The sequence below is a fragment of the Gordonia sp. 852002-10350_SCH5691597 genome, from assembly GCF_001665715.1.
GTDB lineage: Bacteria > Actinomycetota > Actinomycetes > Mycobacteriales > Mycobacteriaceae > Gordonia > Gordonia sputi.
The window spans coordinates 1-24,346 of the sequence record NZ_LZMO01000226.1 but is presented as its reverse complement, the minus strand read 5'-3'; the positions used below and the strand labels follow the sequence as shown (position 1 = coordinate 24,346).

Genomic DNA, 24,346 nt, shown 5'->3' with positions numbered 1-24,346 from the left:
TCTCAATCTAGGTGCCTCCGTGTCGGCTTTCCAGCAAGCAAAGGCTGACCTGAACTGCGGAAACGTTAGGCAAGCGCTACCTACGTCGCCGTAAATTCGCGGCCAGCGCGAACGTCACCGTCGACGGTCGCGAACCGGTCCGGTGTACTTCTCGCCGGGTCCCTCGCCAGGCTCGTCCGGGTATGCGCTCGCATCGCGGAACGCCAGCTGCAGTTGCTTGAGTCCGTCGCGTATGGGGGCGGCGTGCACGCCGAGATCTGGTTTGGCCGCGTCGACGAGCCCGGCCAGCGCGGTGATGAGTTTGCGAGCCTCATCGAGATCCGCGTCGTCTTCGGACGCCCCCGGCGCCAGGCCGAGCTTCTCAGCCGACGCACTCATCAACATGACGATGGCCCGGGTCACGACCTCGATCGAAGGAATGTCTGCCATGTCACGGACGTTGTCATCATCGTCTGTGGAAGTAGTCACGTCCGGACGCGCGGAATCGTTGTTCGGAACGCCGGTGAGGTCGTCACCTGCATCGTCGCCCGAAGGCGAATAGGTGTTCTCGGGCATGACTGATAGACTTTCATAGCACGACCGCCCCGGTTGGCGCCGGGGTCGCAAGTGGAGTTCCGCTCCCACCGCTACGACGCGTCGAATATGTGCGCTTACCGCACACGCGATTCACGCAGTTGTACGGTCCGGTCCTGCCGATAGGTGTGGTCTTTCCGCGCCGTCGGCGATGCACATCCGATGGTGTGCAGACCGGTCGGTATCGGAGCCCTGACGATGGTGAACACCATCTCGGGGCTCTTCTGCTGAGAGCCCCTTTCCATGCGCGGCCACCGACCACTCCGCGACGGCCACCCCTGTCAGGTTTTATCAAGGAGGCCCCATCAGCACTGAGACCCGCATCAACGAGCGCATCCGCGTACCGGAGGTCCGACTCGTCGGACCGAATTCGGAGCAGGTGGGCATCGTGCGTGTTGAAGATGCGCTGCGCCTGGCCTACGAGGCCGACCTGGACTTGGTTGAGGTCGCACCCGACGCCCGTCCGCCGGTGTGCAAGATCATGGACTACGGCAAGTTCAAGTACGAAGCAGCGCAGAAGCAACGCGAGTCGCGTCGCAACCAGCAGTTGACCGTCATCAAGGAGCAGAAGCTCCGGCCGAAGATCGACGACCACGATTACGAGACCAAGAAGGGTCACGTCATCCGGTTCCTCGAGGCAGGCTCGAAGGTGAAGGTCACCATCATGTTCCGCGGGCGCGAACAGTCGCGACCCGAGCTCGGATACCGACTGCTGCAGCGCCTCGGTAACGACGTCGCCGATTACGGCTTCATCGAGACCTCGGCCAAGCAGGACGGCCGCAACATGACCATGGTCCTCGCCCCGCACAAGGGCGCGAAGACCCGCGTGAAAGCGCAGCAGACCCGTGACGATCGCGCGCCCCGCCAGCAGGGCGCCAAGGACGACACGGCCAGCTAAGCCGATGCGGTCCGTGAGAACGGGCCGTCGGAGAACCACTGCGGACGCATACCGCACCCGACAACCGCGGGTGTGGCTTGCGTCCGCTCGAATGAAGGAAAGAACATGCCGAAGAGCAAGACCCACAAGGGCACAGCCAAGCGCTTCAAGGTGACCGGCAGCGGAAAGATCGTCCGCCAGAAGGCCAACCGTCGCCACCTCCTGGAGCACAAGTCCTCTCGCCGTACCCGTCGTCTCGACGGCATCGCCGTGGTGAGTGAGAACGACGCACCGCGTATCAAGCGACTGCTCAACCGCTGACGCACCCGACCACCACATCTGACGAACAAGAGGAACTGACATGGCACGCGTGAAAAGGGCTGTGAACGCCCAGAAGAAGCGTCGTTCGACGCTGGAGGCCTCCAAGGGATACCGCGGGCAGCGCTCGCGCCTGTACCGCAAGGCCAAGGAGCAGCAGCTCCACTCGATGACTTACGCCTACCGGGACCGTCGCGCCCGCAAGGGTGAGTTCCGCAAGCTGTGGATCGCGCGTATCAACGCCGCGGCCCGCGCCAACGACATCACCTACAACCGCTTCATCCAGGGCCTCAAGGCCGCTGGTGTCGAGGTTGACCGCAAGGTGCTCGCCGACATCGCCGTGACCGACCCCGAGGCCTTCACCGGCCTCGTCGAGGTTGCCCGCAAGGCGCTGCCGGCCGACGTCAACGCTCCCGCAGCCTGAGCGTTCACATCGAACACGTCGCACACGACCCGCGAGTGATCACGGACATCATCTGATGGAGATCCTGTCCGAACGATCCTCGCGGGTCGTGTCGTATGCAAAGCTCCATCGAGCGCCGGCACGACGCGCCGAGGGACGGTTTCTCGTGGAAGGCTCCAATGCGGTTGCCGCCGCCCTGGAGAGCGGTCGGGCACTGCAGGTCCTCGTCCGAGAGAGTGACGCCGACCGACACGCCGACGTCCTGGGCGACGCATCCGGCGCAGGCATCGACGTCGTCGGACTGTCGGATCGAGCCGCCGGGAAACTCTCGGAAGCGACGACGCCGCCCGGAATCTTCGCTCTCGCCGAGTTGCTCGACGCGTCGCTTGGCGACGTGCTGTCGTCCGGTCCACGCCTACTGGCTGTGGCCGTCGAGCCGCGTGAACCAGGTAATGCCGGGACGCTGATCCGCACAGCCGACGCGATGGGCGCCGACGCCGTGCTGTTGCTCGGCGATGCGGTGGACCCGCACAACGGGAAGTGCGTACGCGCGAGCGCGGGCAGCGTCTTCCATCTGCCGATCGTGCGGGAGCGAGACGTCGACGCGGCGCTGTCGTCGGTGAGGTCGGCAGGCATCACGATCCTCGCGACGTCGGCCGACGGTGAGCTCGTGCTCGACGACGCCTCAGACGTCCTCGCCGAGCCGACCGCCTGGCTGTTCGGCAACGAGGCTCACGGGTTGTCCGCACCACTCGCGCGGGCGGCCGACCACCGGGTGTCCATTCCGATCCGCGGTCGCGCCGAGAGCCTCAATCTCGCGTCGGCAGCGTCGATCTGTCTCTACGAGAGCGCGCGAGTACAAGCCCGCTAGGTTGTAGCGCAGCGCTCACGCCTCGGCGATCTGTTTGATCCTGGCGAGAGTGGCAGGAATTCCCTCCGCCGCCGCGACGAGGCGAATCCTCATCTGGTCATCGGCGTCGTCGCCATACTTCTCGTGGAAGAACTCTTCGCCGGTGTCAGAGAAGGCGGTGTACTCGGTGAGCCGTGTGCTGCCGTCTCCGGCGGCCGCGACTCGATAGCCCCACTTCGTGCCGCTCGTTCCGATTGTCCATTCGAAGCGAGTGGCGGGTTCGTCGACGGTCACGGTCGAGACGGTCGACCACTCGCGTACCGGCGTGCGGTTGTGACCTGTGAAGGTCGCGCCCGCGCCGCGCGCGGAACTGTCCCACTCACACGCGTGGCACTGTTCGCTCCACTCTCCGGTGCGCGTGACGTCGCTGATCAGCGCGTACACGTCCTCCGGGCTGCGCTCGACGACAACGGAATCTTCCAGTGTGTATCGCATGAGCGTCGAGTCTAGGGCGCAGGGCGGCACCGGCTGATCGAGTTGAAACGCATACGCGTGCTGAGTAGTTGCACCCATGATCGAACGGGCATGTCGGCGAAGACTTCTCGGAGTGCTGAACCACTCATCCCCGACCCCCGCGGTCGCAGAACTCGACGCGCTGACCGGCAACCGCGACCGCGTCGTCGATCTCATCCGGCTCACCTCACTGGTCGTCGTGATCGCCGGGCATTCGCTCATGTTGACCGTGTCGATCGCCGACGGTCGGCTCGTCCTCGGCAACACGCTCGCCGACGTTCCGCTTCTGCAGCCGATGACCTGGCTGTTCCAGATCCTTCCGCTGTTCTTCTTCGCAGGCGCCGCGGCGTCGACCTACGGGTGGCGTCCGGACACACGTCCCGGACAGTGGCTGTTGCGTCGTGTGCAGCGGCTTCTGCGTCCGGTCGGGTGGTACCTCATGGTCGTCCTGGTCGTCTACGGGGTGTCGACGCTGGTCGGTGCCACCGCCATCGCCGACGTCGTGGCACGCCTGGGAGTTCAGTTGCTGTGGTTCCTCGGCGCCTATCTGCTGGTGCTCGCCGTGATGCCGGTGCTCCAACGACTCTCGTCACGTCGCGCTGTGCTGTCGGCTCTCGCGGCCGCGTGGCTGGTGACGGCAGCCGTCGACACGCTTCGGATCGCCGTCGGAGCGTCGAGTCAGCTTGGTTACGTCAACTTTCTCAGCGTGTGGATCATCCCGGCGATCCTCGGCGTCGCGTATGCGAAGCGTCTGTTCACGACGGTCGAGGCGGCGCTGCTGGGTGTGACGGCTCTGGTCGTCGACATTGCGCTGGTGGCCCTCGGTCCGTACGAGGTGTCGCTGGTGACCGTCCCAGGGCAGCACTTGTCCAATATGAGCCCGCCGAGCCTGCTACTCGCTGGGCACACAGTGGTGCTGTGCACACTGGTCATCGCGTTGCGTGCGCCGCTGGCGCGAGTGGCCTCGCGCCCACGTGTCTGGTGGTGGGTCGTGCTCGGCAACCGTGGTGCGATGACCCTGTATCTGTGGCACCTGCCGGTGCTGGCGCTCATCATCGGCCTCTCCACGGTGTGTGGATTGCATCGCGATCCCCACGCCCTGTTCTTCTGGCCGACGGTTCTCGGGACCACGACATGCCTGCTCGCGCTGATGATCCCGGTGACCGGTGTGCTGTCCGTCCTGGAGAACCGTCCGCTGCCGTGGTGGGACGCGCAGATCGTCGGCGGTTGGAGTAGACGACGCGACGCCCTCATCGTGACGCTTCTGGTGGTCGTCGGTGTCGCGACTCTGCTCCTGGCCGGTTCGGGGATCGTCGCCGGCTGGATGTGGTTGGTGGTCGGCGTCGCCGCCGCGATGGGCGCTCGGTGGTTGGGTCGGGCACCTGCGGGCTCCCGACGCTGCTGACCCGGGCGAATTGTGGATCGATCGTCGCGGGTTGGTGGGGGCGTCGAGGTAAGGCACCATGCCGGTCGACTAACCTTGACGAGGAACTATCACGGCCTCCGACCGGGCATTGCTGATCTGCTCTCGTCGTCATCGAGGTGGTCGTGATGAGTTCAGTCATCCGAAACAGCAAGTACGAGGAGACCGCCGACCGTGGCCAGCTCTGCCGACGATCACGCGCAGCCAACGTTCCCGAGCACCGAGGAACTCGACGTCGCGGCCGACGCCGCCGCTGCGGCATTTGCCGCGGCCGCTGATCTCGATGCGCTCGCGGCCGCCAAGACCGCACACCTCGGCGATCGTTCGCCGATCGCGCTCGCCCGTCGAGCTCTCGGTTCGCTACCGAAGGACCAGCGATCCGAAGCAGGCAAACTGGTCAACCAGGTTCGCGGCCGGGTCAACGCGGTCCTCGACGGTCGGACGTCGCAGCTGCAGGCCGAGCGCGACGCCGCGGTTCTCGTCTCCGAATCGGTCGACGTCACGCTGCCGAGTCGTCGACGTCCCGGCGGTGCACGTCATCCCATCACAGTGATCTCCGAGCAGGTCGCCGACGTTTTCGTCGGCATGGGGTGGGAGATCGCAGAGGGGCCCGAGGTAGAGACCGAGCACTACAACTTCGACGCCCTGAACTTTCTCCCGGATCATCCGGCGCGGTCGATGCAGGACACCTTCTACATCGCGCCCGAGGGGTCACGTCAGGTGCTCCGGACGCACACGTCGCCCGTGCAGGTGCGTTCGATGTTGTCGCGAGACCTTCCGATCTACGTCGCGTGCCCCGGCCGGACGTTCCGTACCGACGAGCTCGACGCCACCCACACGCCGGTGTTCCATCAGATCGAGGGCCTCGCCGTCGACAAGGGACTGACGATGGCCAATCTGCGCGGCACGCTCGAAGCGTTCGCTCGCGCGCTTTTCGGCCCCGAGACCACGACGCGTATGCGTGCGAGCTATTTCCCCTTCACCGAGCCGTCGGCCGAGGTCGACGTCTGGTTCCCAGCCAAGAAGGGCGGTGCGGGCTGGGTCGAATGGGGTGGCTGCGGCATGGTCAACCCGAACGTGTTGCGCGCCAGCGGAATCGACCCCGACGTCTACTCCGGATTCGCGTTCGGGATGGGACTCGAACGCACCCTGCAATTCCGCAACGACATCTCGGACATGCGCGACATGGTGGAGGGCGACGTCCGCTTCAGCCTCCCGTTCGGCCCGGCGGCCTGAGCCGGTCGACGCCGCAACCCGCACCGATTCCACTCGATGAAAGAAGTTGATTGACCGATGCGTGCACCGCAGTCTTGGTACACCGAGGTACTCCGTGCCGGCGATCCGACCTGGTCGGCGACCACTGAGGAGATCGACGCTGGTTTCGTCCGTGTCGGTTTCGAGATCGAAGACATCGAGTCGTTCCCCGAGATCACCGGCCCGCTGGTGATCGGGCGTGTCGAGCACATCGAGGAACTGACCGAGTTCAAGAAGCCCATTCGCTTCTGCCAGGTCGAGGTGGGGGAGTCGGAACCCCGCGGAATCGTCTGTGGGGCACGCAATTTCGCGGAGGGCGACCTCATCGTTGCCGCTCTGCCCGGAACCGTGCTGCCGGGGCCGTTCGAGATCGCGTCCCGTAAGACGTACGGGCACATCTCCGACGGCATGATCTGCTCGGTGTCCGAACTGGGCATCGGCACCGATCACAGCGGCATCCTCGTCCTGGCGCCCGGCACCGCCGAGCCCGGCGCCGACGCTCGCGAGGTTCTCGGACTCGACGACGCCGCGATCGACGTCAACGTCACCCCCGACCGTGGCTACGCGTTCTCGATCCGCGGACTCGGCCGCGAGCTGGCGAGCAGCTTCACCGTGCCGTTCGTCGATCCCGGTACCTCGGTCCCCGACATCTCGGTGTCCGACGGTGCGCCCTGGCCGGTGGCGATCGAGAAGGATTCCGGCGCAACCCGATACACCGCGCGACTCATCGAGGGCGTCGACCCGACTGCGGTCTCGCCGTGGTGGATGCAGAAGCGACTGATGGTTGCCGGGGTCCGCCCGATCTCCGCCATCGTCGACGTCACCAATTACGTGATGCTCGAACTGGGACAGCCGCTGCACGCCTTCGACGCAGACAAATTGTCAGGGACCATCACCGTCCGCAACGCGCGGTCGGGGGAGAAGCTGACAACGCTCGACGGCGTCGTACGCGAGCTCGATCCCGAGGACGTCGTCATCGCCGACGACAGTGGCCCAGTCGCACTGGCAGGCGTGATGGGCGGCGAGAGCACCGAGGTGGGCCCGCAGACCACGCGCGTTCTGCTCGAGGCGGCGACCTTCGATCCCGTCCGTGTCTTCCGGACCGGAAAGCGTCACAAGCTCACGTCGGAGGCGAGCAAGCGGTTCGAGCGCGTCGTCGACCCGGAGATCACCGCCGCCGGCTCTGACCGCGGAGCCGGCCTCATCGTCGAACTCGCGGGTGGTGCCATTGCGTCGCCACTCTCCGAGGAGCGGATCGCGGTTTCGGCGACCGCGCCCATCACGATCGCGGCCGACGAACCCGACCGCACGGCCGGGGTCACCTATCCGGCCGGCACCACCGCAGCTCGGCTCGTCGAGGTCGGGTGCACGGTCACCGGCACCGACCCGCTGACCGTCACGCCCCCGTCGTGGCGGCCGGATCTACGCCAGCGCGCCGACCTCGTCGAAGAAGTCTTGCGACTCGAAGGACTCGAAGACATTCCGGCCGTTCTCCCATCGGCTCCGGGCGGGCGCGGGCTGACGCCAACCCAGCGTCGACGCCGCAGCATCGGCCGTACGCTCGCGCTCGACGGTTACGTCGAGGTACTGCCGTTCCCGTTCATGCCCGCCGGCGTCTTCGACACCTGGGACCTGCCCGCCGGTGACGTTCGACGCCGCACGGTCAAGGTGCTCAACCCGCTGGAGTCCGACCGACCGGAGCTGAACACGACGCTCCTACCGGGGCTGTTCGAGATGGTCGCCCGCAATATTGCTCGCGGCCAGCGCGACCTGTCGCTGTACACGATCGGACAGGTCGTTCTCGCCACCGACCGCATGCGCCCGGTGGCCGAACTCGACGTGACCCGACGCCCGACCGCCGAGGAGATCGCCCAACTCGACGACTCGCTACCCGCTCAGCCACTGCACGTCGCGGTTGCGCTGACCGGGCTGCGTGATCCGGCGGGCCCGTGGGGTCCCGGAAGGCCCGGCGACTACCTCGACGCCTTTGAAGCGGCCCGCGAGATCGGCGTCGCCGCCGGGGTCGACGTCACCTTGGCGGCCGACACCTACGCGCCCTGGCATCCGGGTCGGTGTGCGGCCGTCGTCGTCGACGGTCGGGTCGTCGGACATGCCGGCGAGCTCCATCCCGCGGTGCTGGAACGTGCAGGGCTGCCGAAGCGGATGTGCGCCGTCGAGATCGACGTCGACGCGCTGCCGCTCGACGCGACACTGCCGGCGCCGCATATTTCGGTCTTCCCGGCGGTCCTCCAGGACGTTGCCGTCGTCGTGTCGGATGGCGTGCCCGCGGCAGACGTGGAGGCGTTGCTGCGCGAGGGCGCCGGAGAGCTTCTCGACTCCATCGAGCTCTTCGACGTCTTCACCGGTGCGCAGGTCGGCGAGGGCAACAAGTCGTTGACCTTCGCGCTGAAGTTCCGGGCGGGCGATCGGACCCTCACCGAAGACGAGGCGACCGCGGCCAAACTGGCTGCCGTGGCCCGCGCGACCGAGGGCGTCGGCGCGCGGCTTAGGTAGTTCGTGCCGTCGATAGCTTGCGGTAGCCCGTCACGAGACGGCGACTGGTGTGCTGGCCGACGCCTCGCTGTGCTCTCGCACGCCACGCGCGGTCAGCCAGATGCCCAGCGCGAGTTCCCAGAGTGCGATGGGGGCGGCGGCGAGCGCGCCGATCGTCGATACCTGTGACACGAGGCCGAGGATCGTCGCTGTTGCCGACGCGAGCAGAAGCGGCGCGCCGATGATCCCGAGGGCGGGAATGGCGCGCGGAACCAGTCGGTTCGCGTACAGCACCGGAGCCAGCAGGAGCGCATTGACTGCCGGTAGCAGGCCAGGTCCGAGGAGGAACGCGCCATCGTGAAGTGCGACGAGCGCCGCGTCGACTCCTGACGGTGTGCCGGGGTCATCCCGGACCGTGACGAGTGCCAGTACCGCCACCACTCCCATCACCACGAGCGTCGCTTCGACGGTGCGAGACGCGATGAAGCCTCGTGCGCGGGCATCGCTGTGGCGTCGAATGATGGGGTAGAGCGCAATTGCGGTGCCGACGCAGCTCACGGCGAGGATGACCTCCAGCACGCATCCGAACTGGGCAGCGGCCACCGATGCGGCGGGATCGCCGTCGAGGAAGGGCTTCTCGAGAGCGAGAGCCGGAATCGACGTCGCGAAGGTGACGAGGTACCAGATGCCGGCCCATCGGGCTCGCGCTCGGTCATTCGATTCGACCATGCGGGGTCTCCTGCCTGTGGCCTTGGTGTCCGTGACGCGTGCCGTCTCAGCGGTGTACGGCGTACACCGCTGAGAGTAGGTGTACGACGTACACCTGGTCAAGGCTTCGCTAGGGTCTCGGGTATGCCGGATGACTCAGCCCAGCGAATTCCGCTCGACCGAGGGCGAGTGCTCGGCTGTGCCGTTCGCCTTGCCGATACAGAGGGATTCGACGCGGTCACCATGCGCGCGCTTGCGACCGAGCTCGACGTGGTGCCCATGGCGCTGTACAAGCATGTGGCCAACAAGAGTGACCTGGTCGACGGAATGATCGATGTCGTCGTCGATTCCTACCCCGCGTCCTCTGCGCAGGGATGGCGCAGGTCGGTGCGCTCGCGAATACTCGCCGCACGGCGCGTGTACCTGACGCACCCGTGGATGCGCACAGCGATCGAATCCCGTCACACTCCGACGCCGGGCGCGCTCGCGTACATGGATTCCCTGGCGGCGGAGTTCATCGACGGAGGCATCGCAGTCGATCTGACCCACCACGCCATGCACGTAGTCGGGTCACGGATCTGGGGCTTCACGGCGGAAGTGTTCACCGGTAGTGCCGCGCCGTCGTCCGACCTCGGTCCGGCGGCCCGGGCGGCAGCGGAGGCCGAGTTCGCGAAACGATATCCCGCAGTGACGGCGATCGCCCTCGATGCTCGCGCCCGTACGGGGCCCGCTGGCTGCGACGACGACTTCGAGTTCGAGTTCGCGGTGGATCTGATTCTCGAGGCCGTCGAACGACTACACGACGCCGTTTGGGAATCTACTTCGGTGCACCCGCCGACCTAGTTCCGTATTGATTTGCGTCGCCATGCATAATGATGTGTATGACGATCAAGGTGGCTGTCGCCGGTGCGAGCGGTTATGCGGGTGGGGAAGTGCTTCGTCTCCTGTGCGGACACCCGCGTCTGCGATCAGGCGACCTCGAGATCGGCGCCCTGACGGCGGGCGGCAACGCAGGATCGCTGCTCGGTGCCCATCATCCCAACCTGTTGCCGTTGGCGCAGCGTGAACTGCAGGAAACGACGCCCGACGTGTTGGCTGGTCACGACGTCGTGTTCCTCGCCCTGCCACACGGAACGTCGGCACAGATCGCCGACGCTCTGCCTCCCACGACGCTGATCATCGACTGCGGCGCCGACTTCCGGCTCCGTGACTCCGACGACTGGGTCGCCTACTACGGCGGCGATCACGCGGGTACCTGGCCGTACGGACTCCCCGAGATCCCCGGCAACCGTGAGGTCCTGCGGAATGCGAGCCGGATCGCGGTGCCCGGTTGCTATCCGACCGTCTCGATCCTGTCGCTGCTTCCGGCGCTTGCGGCCGGCCTCGTGGAACCACACGTCACGGTCGTCGCGGTGAGCGGGACGTCGGGCGCGGGACGGGCACCCAAGGTCGTCCTACTCGCCTCGGAGGTGATCGGTTCCGCACGTGCGTACGGCGTCGGCGGGTCGCATCGGCACACCCCGGAGATCTCGCAGGCGCTTTCGGAGGCCGCCGACCAGCCGGTCGCGGTGTCGTTCACGCCTGTGCTCGTTCCGATGTCACGCGGAATCCTCGCGACGTGCACGGCGCGCACCACAGCGTCGGCCGACGAGGTCCGCGCGGTGTACGAGAAAGCGTATGCCGACGAGCAATTCGTGTATCTGCTTCCCGAGGGCAGTCTTCCGGCGACCGGCTCGGTGATGGGTTCCAACGCAGTGCAACTCGCCGTCACCGTCGACGAGCGGGTCGGAACACTCGTGGTGGTCGGTGCAATCGACAACCTCGCGAAGGGGACCGGCGGCGCGGCCGTCCAGTCGATGAACCTCGCGTTGGACTGGGACGAAGCAGAAGGACTGAGCACCGTGGGAGTGGCACCGTGAGCTCGAGTGGCAATGCCGCAGAAGGCAATTCGACAGCAGGCAACACAACGACGCAGGTCGACGACGATCGGATCACCGGTGGCGCGCCTGCGACCGGCCCGCGCCTGCTGCGCAATCAGGGTGTGACCGCTCCGCTCGGATTCCGCGCGGCGGGAATCGCCGCTGGTATCAAGGCTTCCGGCGCCCCCGACCTTTCACTGGTCTTCAACGAGGGCCCCGACTATTCGGCGGCAGGCGTCTTCACCCGCAATCAGGTGAAGGCTGCGCCGGTGCTGTGGAGCAAGCAAGTGCTCACCACCGGCAGGCTGCGCGCCGTCGTCCTCAATTCTGGTGGCGCCAACGCCTGTACCGGTCCGCTGGGCTTCCAGGACACGCACGCGACGGCAGAGGCCGTTGCCGAAGCGCTGAGCAACTGGGGAACCGAGACCGGGGCCGTCGAGGTCGCCGTCTGTTCCACCGGTCTCATCGGTGATCGCCTCCCGATGGACAAGGTGCTCGCGGGTGTGACCGAGATCGTCCAGGAGATGGGCGGCGGACTCTCCGGCGGAACCGACGCCGCCTACGCGATCATGACGACCGACACCGTGCCGAAACAGGTTGCGCTGCACCATCCACAGGGGTGGAACATCGGCGGAATGGCCAAGGGTGCAGGCATGATGGCACCCTCGCTCGCGACGATGCTGTGCGTGCTGACCACCGATGCGCGGGCCAGCGCAGAACAACTCGACCTCGCGCTGCGGCGCGCGACGTCGACGACGTTCGACAGGCTCGACATCGACGGCTCGACGTCGACCAACGACACAGTCCTCCTGCTCAGCTCCGGCGCCAGCCAGATCCCCGTCGAGCAAACCGAACTCGACGCCGCCGTGCTGTCGGTGTGCGACGACCTCGCGGCGCAGCTGATGGCCGACGCCGAGGGTGTCACCAAGCGCATCGTCATCACGGTTACCGGTGCTGCCACCGAAGACGACGCCATCGCAGTGGCGCGCACCATCGCCCGCGACAGTCTGGTCAAGACAGCGCTTTTCGGGTCGGACCCCAATTGGGGGCGCGTGCTCGCGGCGACGGGGATCGCACCGGTCACCATCGACCCGGACCGAATCACGGTGTCGTTCAACGGCAAAGCGGTCTGCGTCAACGGCACCGGCGTCGACGGCGCGCGTGACGTCGACCTGTCGGGTCCCGACGTCGCGGTCCTCGTCGACCTCGGCCTGGGCGCGGAGACCGGCAGCATCCGGACCACCGACCTCTCGCACGCGTACGTCGAAGAGAACTCGGCGTATTCGTCATGATCTCGACAAGCTCGATCAGCGGGGACGGCTCGCTCGGCGGGGACGGCTCGCTCGGCGGGGACGGCTCGCTCGGCGGGGACGGCTCGCTCAGCGGAGCTGGCTCGCCCGGCGGGGACGGCTCGATCAGCGGCGTGGAGAAGGCTGCGATCCTCGCGGAGTCGTTGCCTGCGCTGCAGGCCATGCACGGCGCAACCGTCGTCGTGAAGTACGGCGGCAACGCGATGATCGACGACGACCTCAAACGCGCCTTCGCCGCCGACATCGTCTTCTTGCGCGCCTGTGGCATGCACCCGATCGTGGTGCACGGTGGCGGACCACAGATCTCGGCGATGCTCGCACGTCTCGGCCTGACGGGCGAGTTCCGTGGCGGGTTCCGCGTGACCACGCCCGAGGTGATGGACGTGGCGCGGATGGTGCTGTTCGGTCAGGTCGGTCGCGAGCTCGTCGGGTTGATCAACGCGCACGGACCCTATGCCGTCGGCCTCACCGGTGAGGACGCCAACCTGTTCACGGCGACGCGGCGCACGGTCCTCGTCGACGGAGTTGCCACGGACATCGGACTCGTCGGCGACATCTCCTCGGTCAACACCTCCGCGGTGCTCGATCTCGTTGGTGCGGGACGGATTCCGGTCGTCTCGACACTCGCACCCGACCGTGACGGCGTCGTCCACAACATCAACGCCGACACCGCTGCGGGCGCCCTCGCCGAGGCGCTCGGCGCCTCCCGGCTGGTGATGCTCACCGACGTCGAGGGTCTCTACACCGATTGGCCCGACCGCTCGTCGCTCGTGTCGCAGATCTCGACCGACGCACTGGCACAACTGCTTCCGAGTCTCGACGCGGGCATGGTGCCCAAGATGGAGGCGTGCCTGCGTGCGGTCGAAGGCGGTGTCGGGCGAGCTCATGTCGTCGACGGCCGTGTGCCGCACGCTGTCTTGGCCGAACTGCTGACCGCGACGAGCACCGGGACAACCGTCGTCGCGCCCGAAAACCTCTCTCCCGCAACCACGCACACCACGCTAGACACAGACGGAGCGTCTCACTCATGACCGCACCCTGGCAGGAGCGGTGGTCATCCGCCCTCATGAAGAATTACGGCACGCCGCCGATCGCCCTGACGAAGGGCGAGGGAGCCTACGTGTGGGACGCCGACGGCAACCGCTACCTCGATCTACTCGGTGGCATCGCGGTGAACGCATTGGGTCACGCGCACCCCGCGATCGTGGCCGCGGTGACAGAGCAACTCCAGACACTCGGTCACGTCTCGAACCTGTACATCAACCCGCGGGTCGTCGAACTCGCCGAGCGTCTTCTCGACAAGTTCGGGCAGCCGGGCCGGGTGTTCTTCTGCAACTCCGGAACCGAAGCCAACGAGGCGGCATTCAAGCTGGCCAGACTCACCGGCAGGCCGCAGATCGTGGCCGCGGACAAGGCATTTCACGGACGCACCATGGGTGCGCTCGCCATGACCGGTCAACCGGCGAAGCGCGCACCGTTCGAACCGATGCCCGCAGGGGTCGATTTCGTGCCCTACGGCGACGTCGACGCTTTGACCGCCGCCGTGTCGTCGGAGACCGCAGCGGTGATTCTCGAGCCGATCCTCGGAGAGTCCGGGGTCATCGTTCCGCCTGCGGACTACCTCGCGCACGCGCGCAGGCTCACCGCCGAGCACGGCGCGCTGCTCATTCTCGACGAGGTGCAGACGGGAATCGGTCGTACCGGAACGTTTTTCGCACACCAGGCGGCGGGGATCGTGCCGGACGTCATGACTCTCGCCAAGGGGCTCGGCGGCGGGTTGCCCATCGGGGCGACCATCGCCACGGGCCCCGCTGCGGAACTGTTCTCCCCGGGACAGCACGGCACGACATTCGGCGGTAACCCGGTGTCGGCGGCCGCGGCGCTCGCGGTCCTCGACGAGATCGACAACAGCAACCTCGTCGATCATGTTGCCGCCGTGGGAAAGTCGATCGCAACGGGCGTTGAAGCACTCGACCATCCGCTGATCTCCCACGTGCGCGGGTCAGGGCTGCTGCTCGGCGTCGTGCTCACCGCGCCGGTGTCGGCGAAGGTTGAGTCGACCGCTCGCGACAACGGATTCCTCATCAACGCGCCGGCTCCCGACGTCCTGCGGCTCGCGCCGCCCCTCATCCTCACCGAGGAGCAGGCCGGCGACTTCGTCGCAGCACTGCCGCAGATCCTCGACGCCGCAACCGACGAGAGCAGCGCACAGTGACCAGACATTTTCTTCGCGACGACGACCTGACACCGGACGAGCAGGCCGAAGTGCTTGCCCTTGCCGCCGAGGTGAAGCGCCAGCCGTTCGCCTACCGACCGCTCGAGGGTCCCCGGGGAGTCGGGGTGATCTTCGACAAGAACTCCACGAGGACGAGGTTCTCGTTCGAGATGGGCATCGCGCAGATGGGTGGTCACGCCGTCGTCGTCGACGGACGCACCACTCAGCTCGGCCGCGACGAATCGCTCGAGGACACCGGCCGGGTGCTGTCACGGTTCGTGGAGGCCGTCGTGTGGCGGACCTTTGGGCAGGAGCGCCTCGAAGCGATGGCCTCGACGGCGTCGATTCCGATCGTCAATGCGCTCTCGGATCTGTTCCATCCCTGTCAGGTGCTCGCCGACCTGCAGACCATCGTCGAACGCAAGGGTCGCACCGCGGGGCTGACGATGACCTACCTCGGCGACGGTGCGAACAACATGGCGCATTCGTTGGCGCTCGGCGGCGCGACCGCGGGAATGCACGTGACGATCAGTGCGCCCGACGGTTTCGAGCCCGACCCGGTCGTGATCGCCGACGCCGAGAAGCGGGCTGCGTTGACCGGGGGATCGGTCAGCGTCGAATCCGATCCTGTCGCCGCCTCGCGTGGGGCCGATGTGTTGGTCACCGACACGTGGGTCTCCATGGGGCAGGAGGACGACGGCAAGGATCGTCGCGCGCCGTTCCGGCCGTACCAGATCAACTCCGACCTCCTCGCAGTGGCGGACAAGGACGCGATCGTCTTGCACTGCCTGCCCGCTCACCGCGGCGATGAGATCACCGATGAGGTGATCGACGGCCCCGCGAGTGCGGTTCTCGACGAGGCGGAGAACAGGTTGCATGCGCAGAAGGCCATGCTCATCTGGCTGTTGGGGCAGAAGTGACCAGCAACGCTGATGCGGGCGCCGCCGCGCGCATCGCCGACCACACCGACACCAGGCTCGCGAGCACGCGAGCAGGGCGACACGCGCTCATCGTCGAAGTGCTCGGTTCCCATCAGGTGCGGTCGCAGTCGGAGTTGCAGCAGTTGCTCGCCGGCAGGGGAGTCGACGCCACGCAGGCCACACTCTCACGCGACCTCGACGAACTCGGCGCCGTCAAGTTGCGCGCGGCCGACGGCGGCGTCGGCGTGTACGTCGTCCCCGAGGATGGTGCGCCCGTTCGTGGGGTGTTCGGCGGTACTGCCCGACTGTCTCGCCTGCTCAGCGAACTGCTGGTGTCGACGGATGCGAGCGGAAACCTCGCCGTGCTGCGCACCCCGCCCGGCGCCGCGCACTACCTGGCCAGTGCGATCGACCGGGCCAGCTTGCCCGACGTCGTGGGCACAATTGCGGGCGACGACACGATCTTCGTGTGCGCACGCGCACCGATCGACGGGGCCGAGCTCGCACGACGAATCGAGGGCCTCGTGTGACAACCCCTTACCGACGCCCCGGCGGCCCCTGAGCCGGAGTCGGACACACCGAGGCCCGAAACCCGGACCGACAAACAGACCCCAGCCCGATCGCATCGGGCACGACATCCGATGATGGATGTCGAACCACGACATAGGAGCACACACCACCATGGCGGAACGCGTCGTACTTGCATACTCCGGCGGCCTCGACACCTCGGTCGCTATCAGTTGGATCGGCAAGGAGACCGGTAAGGAGGTCGTCGCCGTTGCGCTCGACCTCGGACAGGGCGGCGAGGACATGGAGGTCGTCCGCCAACGCGCGCTCGACTGCGGTGCCGTCGAAGCCGTGCTCGTCGACGCACGCGACGAGTTCGCCGACGACTACTGCCTGCCCGCGATCACGTCGAATGCGCTGTACATGGACCGGTACCCGTTGGTGTCGGCACTGTCGCGCCCGCTGATCGCCAAGCATCTCGTGACCGCGGCACGCGATCACGGCGGCACCGTCGTCGCGCACGGCTGCACGGGTAAGGGCAACGACCAGGTGCGCTTCGAGGTCGGTTTCGCTTCGCTCGCACCAGATCTCGAGGTCATCGCCCCCGTCCGCGACTACGCGTGGACGCGCGAGAAGGCCATCTCCTTCGCCGAGGAGAACGACATCCCGATCAATGTGACCAAGAAGTCGCCGTTCTCGATCGACCAGAACGTGTGGGGTCGAGCTGTCGAGACCGGCTTCCTCGAGGACCTGTGGAATGCGCCCACCAAGGACGTCTACAGCTACACCGAGGATCCGACGATCAACTGGAACTCGCCCGACGAGGTCATCATCACGTTCGACAAGGGTCGCCCGATCGCCATCGACGGTCGCCCGGTCAGCGTGCTGGAGGCGATCGAGGAACTCAACCGCCGCGCGGGCGCACAGGGTGTCGGCCGCCTTGACGTCGTCGAAGACCGCCTCGTCGGCATCAAGAGCCGCGAGATCTACGAGGCTCCCGGCGCGATGGTGCTGATCACCGCCCACGAAGAGCTCGAGCACGTCACGCTCGAGCGCGAACTCGGACGCTTCAAGCGTCGGACCGACCAGAAGTGGGCCGAGCTGGTGTACGACGGCCTCTGGTTCTCACCTCTCAAGCGCTCGCTGGACACCTTCGTCGACTCCACGCAGGAGCATGTCTCCGGCGAGATCCGCCTCGTGCTGCACGGTGGCCACATCTCGGTCAACGGCCGCCGCAGCGGCGAGTCGCTGTATGACTTCAACCTCGCGACCTACGACGAGGGCGACAGCTTCGATCAGTCCGCTGCACGTGGATTCGTCGAGCTGCACGGCCTGTCGTCGAAGATCGCGGCCAAGCGGGACCTGCTCAGTGAGTGATCAGGGCCTCTCAGCCCAGCAGGGGACAACGAATAAGGGGTCGCTCTGGGGGGGTCGCTTCGCGTCGGGACCCGCCGACGCGATGGCGGCGCTGAGCAAGTCGACGCAGTTCGACTGGGTGCTCGCCCCGTTCGACATCCAGGCGTCGAAGGCGCATGCCAGGGTTCTTAACCGCGCGGGCCTGCTGTCCGACGACGATCTGACCGCCATGCTCGCCGGTCTCGACCAGCTCGCGAGCGACGTCGCCGACGGCACCTTTGTGGCCGCCGAGTCCGACGAGGACGTGCATGGCGCCCTCGAACGCGGACTCATCGAGCGCGTCGGAGCCGACCTCGGTGGCAGGCTGCGCGCCGGACGGTCGCGCAACGATCAGGTCGCCACGCTCTTCCGCATGTGGCTGCGCGAGGCGATGCGCTCGATCGCAACAGGTGTGCTCGACGTCGTCGAGGCGTTGACGGCTCAGGCTCGCGCACATCCCGACGCCGTCATGCCGGGCAAGACACATCTGCAGGCAGCCCAGCCGGTGCTGCTCGCACATCATCTGCTCGCGCACGCGCAACCGCTGATCCGCGACGTCGACAGGCTTGCCGACGCGGATCGTCGAACTGCGGTGTCCCCGTACGGGTCCGGTGCATTGGCTGGTTCGTCACTCGGCCTCGATCCGGAGGCGATCGCCGCTGATCTGGGGTTTTCGGCCGCCGCGGAGAACTCGATCGACGCGACGTCGTCGCGAGACTTCGCGGCCGAGGCATCGTTCGTCTTCGCGATGATCGCCGTCGATCTGTCGCGACTCGCCGAAGAGGTGATCCTGTGGAGCACCGCCGAATTCGGTTACGTCACGCTCGCCGACGCCTGGTCGACGGGCAGCTCGATCATGCCGCAGAAGAAAAACCCCGACGTCGCGGAACTCACACGAGGCAAAGCCGGCAGATTGATCGGTGACCTCACCGGCCTGCTGGCGACCCTGAAGGCCCAGCCGCTCGCCTACAACCGCGACCTGCAGGAAGACAAAGAGCCGGTGTTCGACGCCGTCGCGCAGCTCGAACTGCTGTTGCCTGCGATCGCAGGCATGGTCGGCACACTCGAGTTCCACGAGGACCGGATGGCCGAACTGGCTCCCGCGGGATTCACCCTCGCCACCGACATCGCCGAATGGCTTGTGCGTCAAGGCGTTCCGTTCCGCGTAGCGCACGAGGTCGCCGGTGCGTGCGTGCGTGAGGCAGAGAGCCGTGGCGTCGGACTCGACGAACTCGACGACGCCACGTTCGCGTCGATCGATCCGGCTCTCACGCCACAGGTTCGCGAGGTGCTGACCGTTCGCGGATCCATCGAGTCGCGCGACGCCTACGGCGGAACCGCTCCGTCGCAGGTGCAGCGACAGCTCGACGTCCTCGATCGGGAGCTTCCCGCGTTGCGCTCGCGGTGGTCGGTGAGTTCACGGTCACAGTGAGGCCGACGAGTGCGCGGGGTCCAAGTCGATCCGTGTACGGTGCGAGTTGACCGAGCTGGGTAGAGTGACTTGGATCACCATCCGGTGTGTGGGGAGGAGCGTGGTTGATGTCAGGCGGCGGCATTCCCGACGTGAAGGCCTTCGCCGAGCGTGTCCTCGCGACGGCACAGAACGGGCTCGAGGTGCTCCGGTACGGCGGTCTGCAGACCGGAACCGAGCCCGCGCCGTTCACCGTGGTCGAGACCACACGGATGTTCCGGTTGCGGCGCTATTTCCCGGATGCCCCCGCAACCGGACCCAACATCGTGTTGATCCCCCCGATGATGGTGTCCGCCAACGTCTATGACGTGACCGAACACAATGGCGCGGTCTCGGTGTTGCACCGCCACGGCATCACCCCATGGGTCGTCGACTTCGGGTCTCCCGACCACGAAGAGGGCGGGATGGAGCGCAACCTCGCCGATCACGTGGTCGCGGTGAGTGAGGCGGTCGACTGGATCATCGAGTCCACCGGCCGCGACGTTCACGTTGCCGGCTACTCGCAGGGCGGCATGTTCGCCTATCAGGCAGCCGCGTATCGACGATCCCGCGGCGTGGCGAGCGTGATCACCTTCGGTAGCCCCGTCGACGTTCTTGCGGCGTTACCGCTCGGGCTCCCTGCAGCGCTGGTTGCGCCGGGCGCCGAGGTCCTGGCCGACAAGGTGTTTCCCCACCTCTGGGTGCCGAGTTGGCTCGCGCGTCTCGGCTTCCAGATGCTCGACCCGGTGAAAACCGCGCGCAGCCGCTTCGACTTCCTCCGACAACTCCACGACCGCGACGCGCTTCTGCCCCGCGAAGACCAGCGACGCTTCCTCGAAGCCGAAGGATGGGTCGCCTGGTCCGGGCCGGCCATCGCGGAACTGCTGCGCCAGTTCGTCGCACACAATCGCATGGTGTCCGGCGGATTTGTCATCAATGGAGAACTGGTGACGCTCGCCGAGATCACGGCTCCGGTTCTGGGGTTCGTGGGGGAGGTCGACGACATCGGGCAACCGGTCGCGATCCGAGGTGTCGTCCGTGCGGCGCCACGAGCCCGCGTGTACGAATCACGGTTGCCCGTAGGCCATTTCGGACTTGTGGTGGGAAGTACGTCCGGTACTCGTACGTGGCCGACGACTGCGGAATGGATCAATTGGCAGGAGGGCCTGGGGCCCGAGCCCGATCACGTGGAGCCGATGGAGGCACCGATCGACGGCAAAGGCACCGGCGTCGGACTGTTGTCGCGTATCACCCACGGCATCGGTTCTGTTGCCGATGCGGGTGCCGGCGCGTCCCGCGAGCTGTGGGAAATGGCAGGCGCGGTCCAGCGGACATCGGTGGCTGTCGCACAGGAATCCGTCCGCACGGTGCCGCGACTGTTCCGTCTCGGACAGATCCAGTCGGGCACTCGGATCTCGCTGGGAAAGCTGATGTCGGAGAACACCGACTGGGGCAGCGACCGCGAGGTGTTCCTCTTCGAGAATCGAGTTCTCACCCATTCTCAGGTCGACACCCGCATCAACAACGTGGTGGCGGGACTGGTGCAGTGCGGCGTGCGCCCCGGTGAGCACATCGGCGTCCTGATGGATACGCGCCCGAGCGCGCTGGTCGCCGTTGCCGCACTGTCCCGATTGGGCGCGGTTGCGGTGCTCCTCGCCGGTGAAGGCGACGTCGGGGAGATGCTGCGACTGGCCGGCGCGAACGTCGTCATCTGCGATCCCGTTCACCTCGACACCGCAACCGCACACAGCGATCGGGTGCTCGTACTCGGTGGCGGAAGCGGGTCGGCACGTGAGATCGACGGCGCTGACGGCCACACCATCATCGACATGGAGCAGATCGACCCCGACGTCGTGCAGATGCCTGCGTGGTACCGCCCGGATCCCGGTCTCGCAGGCGATCTCGCGTTCATCCTCTTCACCCGCTCACGCGGCAAACTCGCCGTGTGGCCGGTGACCAATCACCGGTTTGCGATGTCGGCGTTCGGCGCGGCGTCGGCGGCTGGTCTCACCGACCGCGACACGGTCTATTGCATCCCGCCGCTGCACCACGCCTCCGGACTGCTGACCACGCTTGGGGCGACAGCCGTCGGCCGGTCGCGTATCGCCTTGTCGGAGGGGGTCGACGCCGAGAACTTTGTCACCGAGGTTCATCGATACGGCGTCACCGTGGTGTCGTATACCTGGTCGATGTTGCGGGAGATACTGCACGACAAGAACTTTCAGGTCAACGAGCACAATCCGATCCGGTTGTTCATGGGATCGGGACTTCCCACCGGTCTGTGGGACGAGATCGGTGAACGGTTTCCGCGCGCCCGCGTTCTCGAGTTCTTCGCGACCGCCGACGGGTCGGCCATCCTCGCTAACGTCGCCGCCGACAAGGTCGGGTCGATGGGTCGCGCTCTTCCGGAGACCAACGAGGTCGCGATCGCGGCGTACGACGTCGACGCCGAACGTCTCGTCGTCGGCGAAAGTGGTTTCGTAGATCGTGCGGGGCAGGGCGAGGTCGGTCTGCTGCTGGCGCGATCGCGCCATCGTTTCGACACCACCGCGACTGTCTTGCGTGACGTTTTCGCACCCAAGGACCGGTGGGAGGTGTCCGGCCACCTGTTCTACCGGGATTCCGACGACGACTTGTGGTTCATGGGATCGGTTGACACCGTTGCGCATTCGGTCGAAGGGCCCATCTACCTTCCCCCGATCGAACAACTGCTTTCGCGCGTACCCGGTGTCGACCAGGTGGCCGCTTATCGGCTCGGCGATCCGGGAAGCCAGATCGTCGTGGCAGCGCTGACCATGCGGTCCGACGTCGACGTGGATTCACTGACCGTCACGCAACTGCGACTAGGGCTCGGCGCACTGCCCGCGCACCGCCGGCCCCATCTGGTCTGGATCGTCGACGAGATTCCGGTGTCGGAGTCGTATCGGCCACAGGCACGCGAACTGGCGGCCCGCGGCGTTCCCAAACCCGGGTCAAAGGTCTGGTACCGCGACTCGGAGGGCAGGTACCGACGGTTCACCAAGACTGCGGTGAGCCGAGTGGACTGGCTACCGGCCTCCGCAGACTCCTCGTCAGCATCGTCGCGCGGCCGCACGACCTCGGCGAAAGCGGCGGCCACCACGGCCACACCGACGAGGACGAGAGTCGGGGAAACGGCGACCGGCACACGGTGATGTCGCGGCGACTGGGTGACCGACACGTTCGCGCGCGCCACTAGGCTTGCTGGCATGCCCCGCGGCAGTGCGAACAGTCGCTGGGGAATATCCGCTGAGAGAGGAAGCAAAGTCGATGAGTTCTCGCGCGCAGTCACTGGATCCGATCGTTCGTGACCGGCTGGTGTGCCCGCAAGATCATGGGCCACTGCTCGACGCGGGCGACGAGCTCTACAACCCGCGGCTTCGCGTCGCTTACCGGATCGACGCCGACGGCATCCCGGTCATGTTGGCCACCGAAGCACGGGCGGTCGCCGACGCCGAGCACGAACGCCTGACATCTGCCTGATCACCAGGGGTCGGGTCTGCGACGACCCCGCGGGGGTGGATGACAAGATCGATGTGTGAGCACACTGACCTCTGAAGACCGAATCGACGGTTCGCACATTCTCGACGATCTGCAGTGGCGAGGGTTGATCGCACAGTCAACCGACATCGACGAACTGCGCTCCGCGGTCGAGGCGGGCCCGATCACCGTGTACGCCGGGTTCGACCCGACGGCGTCGAGCCTGCACGCCGGACACCTGGTGCCGTTGTTGACGCTGCGTCGCTTTCAGCTCGCAGGTCACCGGCCCATCGCTCTTGCCGGCGGTGCCACCGGACTCATCGGCGACCCGCGCGACGTCGGTGAGCGGACGATGAACTCCGTCGACACTGTAGGCGGATGGACGGGACGCATCGGCGACCAGTTGGCCAGCTTCCTGCGATTCGACGACAGCCCGAACAGCGCGCTCCTCGTCAACAACATGGAGTGGACGGCAGGGCTCAGCGCCATCGAGTTCCTTCGCGACCTCGGTAAGCACTTCTCGGTCAACGTGATGCTCGCTCGAGAGACGGTTCGACGACGCCTCGAGTCCGATGGCATCAGCTACACCGAGTTCAGCTATCTGCTGCTGCAGTCCAACGACTACCTCGAACTGCACCGCAGGCACGGGTGCAGCCTGCAGATCGGCGGCTCGGATCAGTGGGGAAACATCGTCGGCGGTGTCGATCTCACGCGCCGAATCACCGGAAACACCGTGCACGCGCTGACGGTTCCGCTCGTGACCTCGTCGGATGGCAAGAAGTTTGGTAAGTCGACCGGCGGCGGAAGCCTCTGGCTCGACCCGGAACTCACCAGTCCCTACGCCTGGTACCAGTACTTCGTGAACACGTCCGACGCCGACGTCGTCTGCTACCTGAAGTGGTTCACGTTCCTCACGCGCGAGGAGATCGGCGAGCTGGAGCGCGCAACCGAAGAGACGCCGCATCTCCGGTTGGCGCAGAAGCGCCTCGCAGCGGAGATGACGACACTCATCCACGGCGCAGCCAATACCCAGGCCGTGGAACTCGCCAGCCAGGCATTGTTCGGTCGCGCCGAACTGGCCGATCTCGATGAGTCGACGCTCGCCGCAGCACTGGGCGAGACGACGATCGCCGAGTACAGCTCCGACGCACCGACGCTCGTCGGACTTCTGGTGGACAGCGGGCTCTCTGAGAGCAATAAAGCTGCACGGCGCGCGATCGGGGAAGGGGGTGCCTACGTCAACAACGCCAAGATCACCGATCCGGAGTGGACTCCAGGCACTTCCGACCTGCTTCACGGCCGTTGGCTGGTCATCCGACGCGGTAAGAAGAGCTTTGCCGGCGCTCGTTTAACGCTCTGACCAGGCGATTTGACGCGCTGTTCCCGTGTGTGTAACTTTCTTGTTGCACCGCAGCGAGCAAGACCCCGGGGCCGACACGGAATCGGGGAAACTGCAGTGTCTCAGGTCTGATAGCCTGGAACACCGATGCGGCCAGAAACGAATAGCCCGCAACACACAGTGTTGCGAACGCGAATCGGATCTGGTAGCTTGGAAGAGTTGCTCCGGAGACGGGGTCAGCAAAATCCAAACACCAGCTTACTAGAGAGCGCCTCGCCATGCGGGGTGGCGCTGGTAGGTGTGTGTTCTTTGAGAACTCGATAGTGTATTGACAAGATTGTCTGATGCCATATTTTGGCATCGTGTGTCCAAGTTTTTGGA

21 protein-coding genes and 1 pseudogene are annotated in these 24,346 nt (G+C 66.3%); 19 read left to right on the top strand and 3 right to left on the bottom strand.

Annotated features, from left to right (window positions below):
- Nucleotides 1-114: 114 nt before the first annotated feature.
- Nucleotides 115-555: a DUF1844 domain-containing protein gene (locus tag A5777_RS16580; protein WP_005208917.1), complete on the bottom strand. Its 441-nt coding sequence runs from the start codon at nt 553-555 to the stop codon at nt 115-117.
- 261 nt (nt 556-816) lie between these two features.
- Between A5777_RS16580 and infC the strand changes: the two are divergent.
- The 4 genes and pseudogenes from infC (at nt 817) to A5777_RS16560 (ending at nt 3,042) form a co-directional block, all read left to right on the top strand.
- Nucleotides 817-1,471: pseudogene (infC, locus tag A5777_RS16575) on the top strand (translation initiation factor IF-3).
- A gap of 105 nt (nt 1,472-1,576) precedes the next feature.
- A complete protein-coding gene (gene rpmI / locus A5777_RS16570; protein ID WP_005208912.1) occupies nt 1,577-1,771 on the top strand; it encodes a 50S ribosomal protein L35 in 195 nt (64 codons plus the stop codon).
- Between the two features lie 40 nt (nt 1,772-1,811).
- Nucleotides 1,812-2,192: a 50S ribosomal protein L20 gene (gene rplT, locus A5777_RS16565; RefSeq protein ID WP_005178731.1), complete on the top strand. Its 381-nt coding sequence runs from the start codon at nt 1,812-1,814 to the stop codon at nt 2,190-2,192.
- A gap of 55 nt (nt 2,193-2,247) precedes the next feature.
- On the top strand, nt 2,248-3,042 hold the full coding sequence (locus A5777_RS16560; protein WP_197502403.1) for a TrmH family RNA methyltransferase: 795 nt from the start codon (nt 2,248-2,250) through the stop codon (nt 3,040-3,042).
- A 15-nt stretch (nt 3,043-3,057) separates the two neighbouring features.
- Here A5777_RS16560 and A5777_RS16555 read toward each other — a convergent pair whose 3' ends face one another.
- Nucleotides 3,058-3,516, bottom strand: coding sequence for an SRPBCC family protein (locus tag A5777_RS16555; RefSeq protein ID WP_039856963.1), 459 nt, complete (start codon nt 3,514-3,516; stop codon nt 3,058-3,060).
- Nucleotides 3,517-3,592: 76 nt separating this feature from the next.
- Here A5777_RS16555 and A5777_RS16550 point away from each other — a divergent pair, with 76 nt between their 5' ends.
- The 3 genes from A5777_RS16550 (at nt 3,593) to pheT (ending at nt 8,725) form a co-directional block, all read left to right on the top strand.
- Nucleotides 3,593-4,939, top strand: coding sequence for an acyltransferase family protein (locus tag A5777_RS16550; protein WP_005208906.1), 1,347 nt, complete (start codon nt 3,593-3,595; stop codon nt 4,937-4,939).
- A 192-nt stretch (nt 4,940-5,131) separates the two neighbouring features.
- A complete protein-coding gene (gene pheS, locus A5777_RS16545; protein ID WP_005208904.1) occupies nt 5,132-6,193 on the top strand; it encodes a phenylalanine--tRNA ligase subunit alpha in 1,062 nt (353 codons plus the stop codon).
- 57 nt (nt 6,194-6,250) lie between these two features.
- A complete protein-coding gene (pheT, locus tag A5777_RS16540) occupies nt 6,251-8,725 on the top strand; it encodes a phenylalanine--tRNA ligase subunit beta (protein WP_005208903.1) in 2,475 nt (824 codons plus the stop codon).
- A 30-nt stretch (nt 8,726-8,755) separates the two neighbouring features.
- Here the strand turns inward: pheT and A5777_RS16535 are convergent, their stop codons facing one another.
- Nucleotides 8,756-9,433, bottom strand: coding sequence for a DUF4386 domain-containing protein (locus A5777_RS16535; protein ID WP_005208901.1), 678 nt, complete (start codon nt 9,431-9,433; stop codon nt 8,756-8,758).
- Between the two features lie 123 nt (nt 9,434-9,556).
- Between A5777_RS16535 and A5777_RS16530 the strand changes: the two genes are divergently transcribed.
- The 12 genes from A5777_RS16530 (at nt 9,557) to tyrS (ending at nt 23,986) form a co-directional block, all read left to right on the top strand.
- Nucleotides 9,557-10,255, top strand: coding sequence for a TetR/AcrR family transcriptional regulator (locus A5777_RS16530; RefSeq protein WP_039856960.1), 699 nt, complete (start codon nt 9,557-9,559; stop codon nt 10,253-10,255).
- 38 nt (nt 10,256-10,293) lie between these two features.
- Nucleotides 10,294-11,331, top strand: a complete 1,038-nt coding sequence (argC, locus tag A5777_RS16525; protein ID WP_005208897.1) for an N-acetyl-gamma-glutamyl-phosphate reductase — start codon at nt 10,294-10,296, stop codon at nt 11,329-11,331.
- A gap of 71 nt (nt 11,332-11,402) precedes the next feature.
- Complete coding sequence (gene argJ, locus A5777_RS16520) at nt 11,403-12,623, top strand: bifunctional glutamate N-acetyltransferase/amino-acid acetyltransferase ArgJ (protein ID WP_051994129.1); 1,221 nt, start codon at nt 11,403-11,405, stop codon at nt 12,621-12,623.
- Nucleotides 12,620-13,672 (top strand): acetylglutamate kinase, encoded by a 1,053-nt coding sequence (argB, locus tag A5777_RS16515; RefSeq protein WP_005208894.1) that lies wholly within the window; start codon nt 12,620-12,622, stop codon nt 13,670-13,672. The genes argJ and argB overlap by 4 nt, the downstream gene beginning before the upstream one ends.
- Nucleotides 13,669-14,856 (top strand): acetylornithine transaminase, encoded by a 1,188-nt coding sequence (locus A5777_RS16510; RefSeq protein WP_039856957.1) that lies wholly within the window; start codon nt 13,669-13,671, stop codon nt 14,854-14,856. Before argB ends, A5777_RS16510 begins: the two co-directional genes overlap by 4 nt.
- Complete coding sequence (gene argF / locus A5777_RS16505; protein ID WP_005208889.1) at nt 14,853-15,776, top strand: ornithine carbamoyltransferase; 924 nt, start codon at nt 14,853-14,855, stop codon at nt 15,774-15,776. The genes A5777_RS16510 and argF overlap by 4 nt, the downstream gene beginning before the upstream one ends.
- 32 nt (nt 15,777-15,808) lie before the next feature.
- Nucleotides 15,809-16,306: an arginine repressor gene (locus A5777_RS16500; protein ID WP_039856974.1), complete on the top strand. Its 498-nt coding sequence runs from the start codon at nt 15,809-15,811 to the stop codon at nt 16,304-16,306.
- Between the two features lie 151 nt (nt 16,307-16,457).
- Nucleotides 16,458-17,660: an argininosuccinate synthase gene (locus tag A5777_RS16495; protein ID WP_049698547.1), complete on the top strand. Its 1,203-nt coding sequence runs from the start codon at nt 16,458-16,460 to the stop codon at nt 17,658-17,660.
- The gene (gene argH / locus A5777_RS16490; RefSeq protein WP_064863470.1) at nt 17,653-19,110 is read left to right on the top strand and encodes an argininosuccinate lyase; all 1,458 of its coding nucleotides are present in this window, start codon (nt 17,653-17,655) and stop codon (nt 19,108-19,110) included. The genes A5777_RS16495 and argH overlap by 8 nt, the downstream gene beginning before the upstream one ends.
- A gap of 107 nt (nt 19,111-19,217) precedes the next feature.
- The gene (locus tag A5777_RS16485; protein WP_064863483.1) at nt 19,218-22,301 is read left to right on the top strand and encodes an AMP-binding protein; all 3,084 of its coding nucleotides are present in this window, start codon (nt 19,218-19,220) and stop codon (nt 22,299-22,301) included.
- A gap of 115 nt (nt 22,302-22,416) precedes the next feature.
- Nucleotides 22,417-22,629: a Trm112 family protein gene (locus A5777_RS16480; RefSeq protein ID WP_064863469.1), complete on the top strand. Its 213-nt coding sequence runs from the start codon at nt 22,417-22,419 to the stop codon at nt 22,627-22,629.
- A 55-nt stretch (nt 22,630-22,684) separates the two neighbouring features.
- Nucleotides 22,685-23,986, top strand: a complete 1,302-nt coding sequence (gene tyrS / locus A5777_RS16475; protein WP_064863468.1) for a tyrosine--tRNA ligase — start codon at nt 22,685-22,687, stop codon at nt 23,984-23,986.
- Nucleotides 23,987-24,346: the final 360 nt, after the last annotated feature.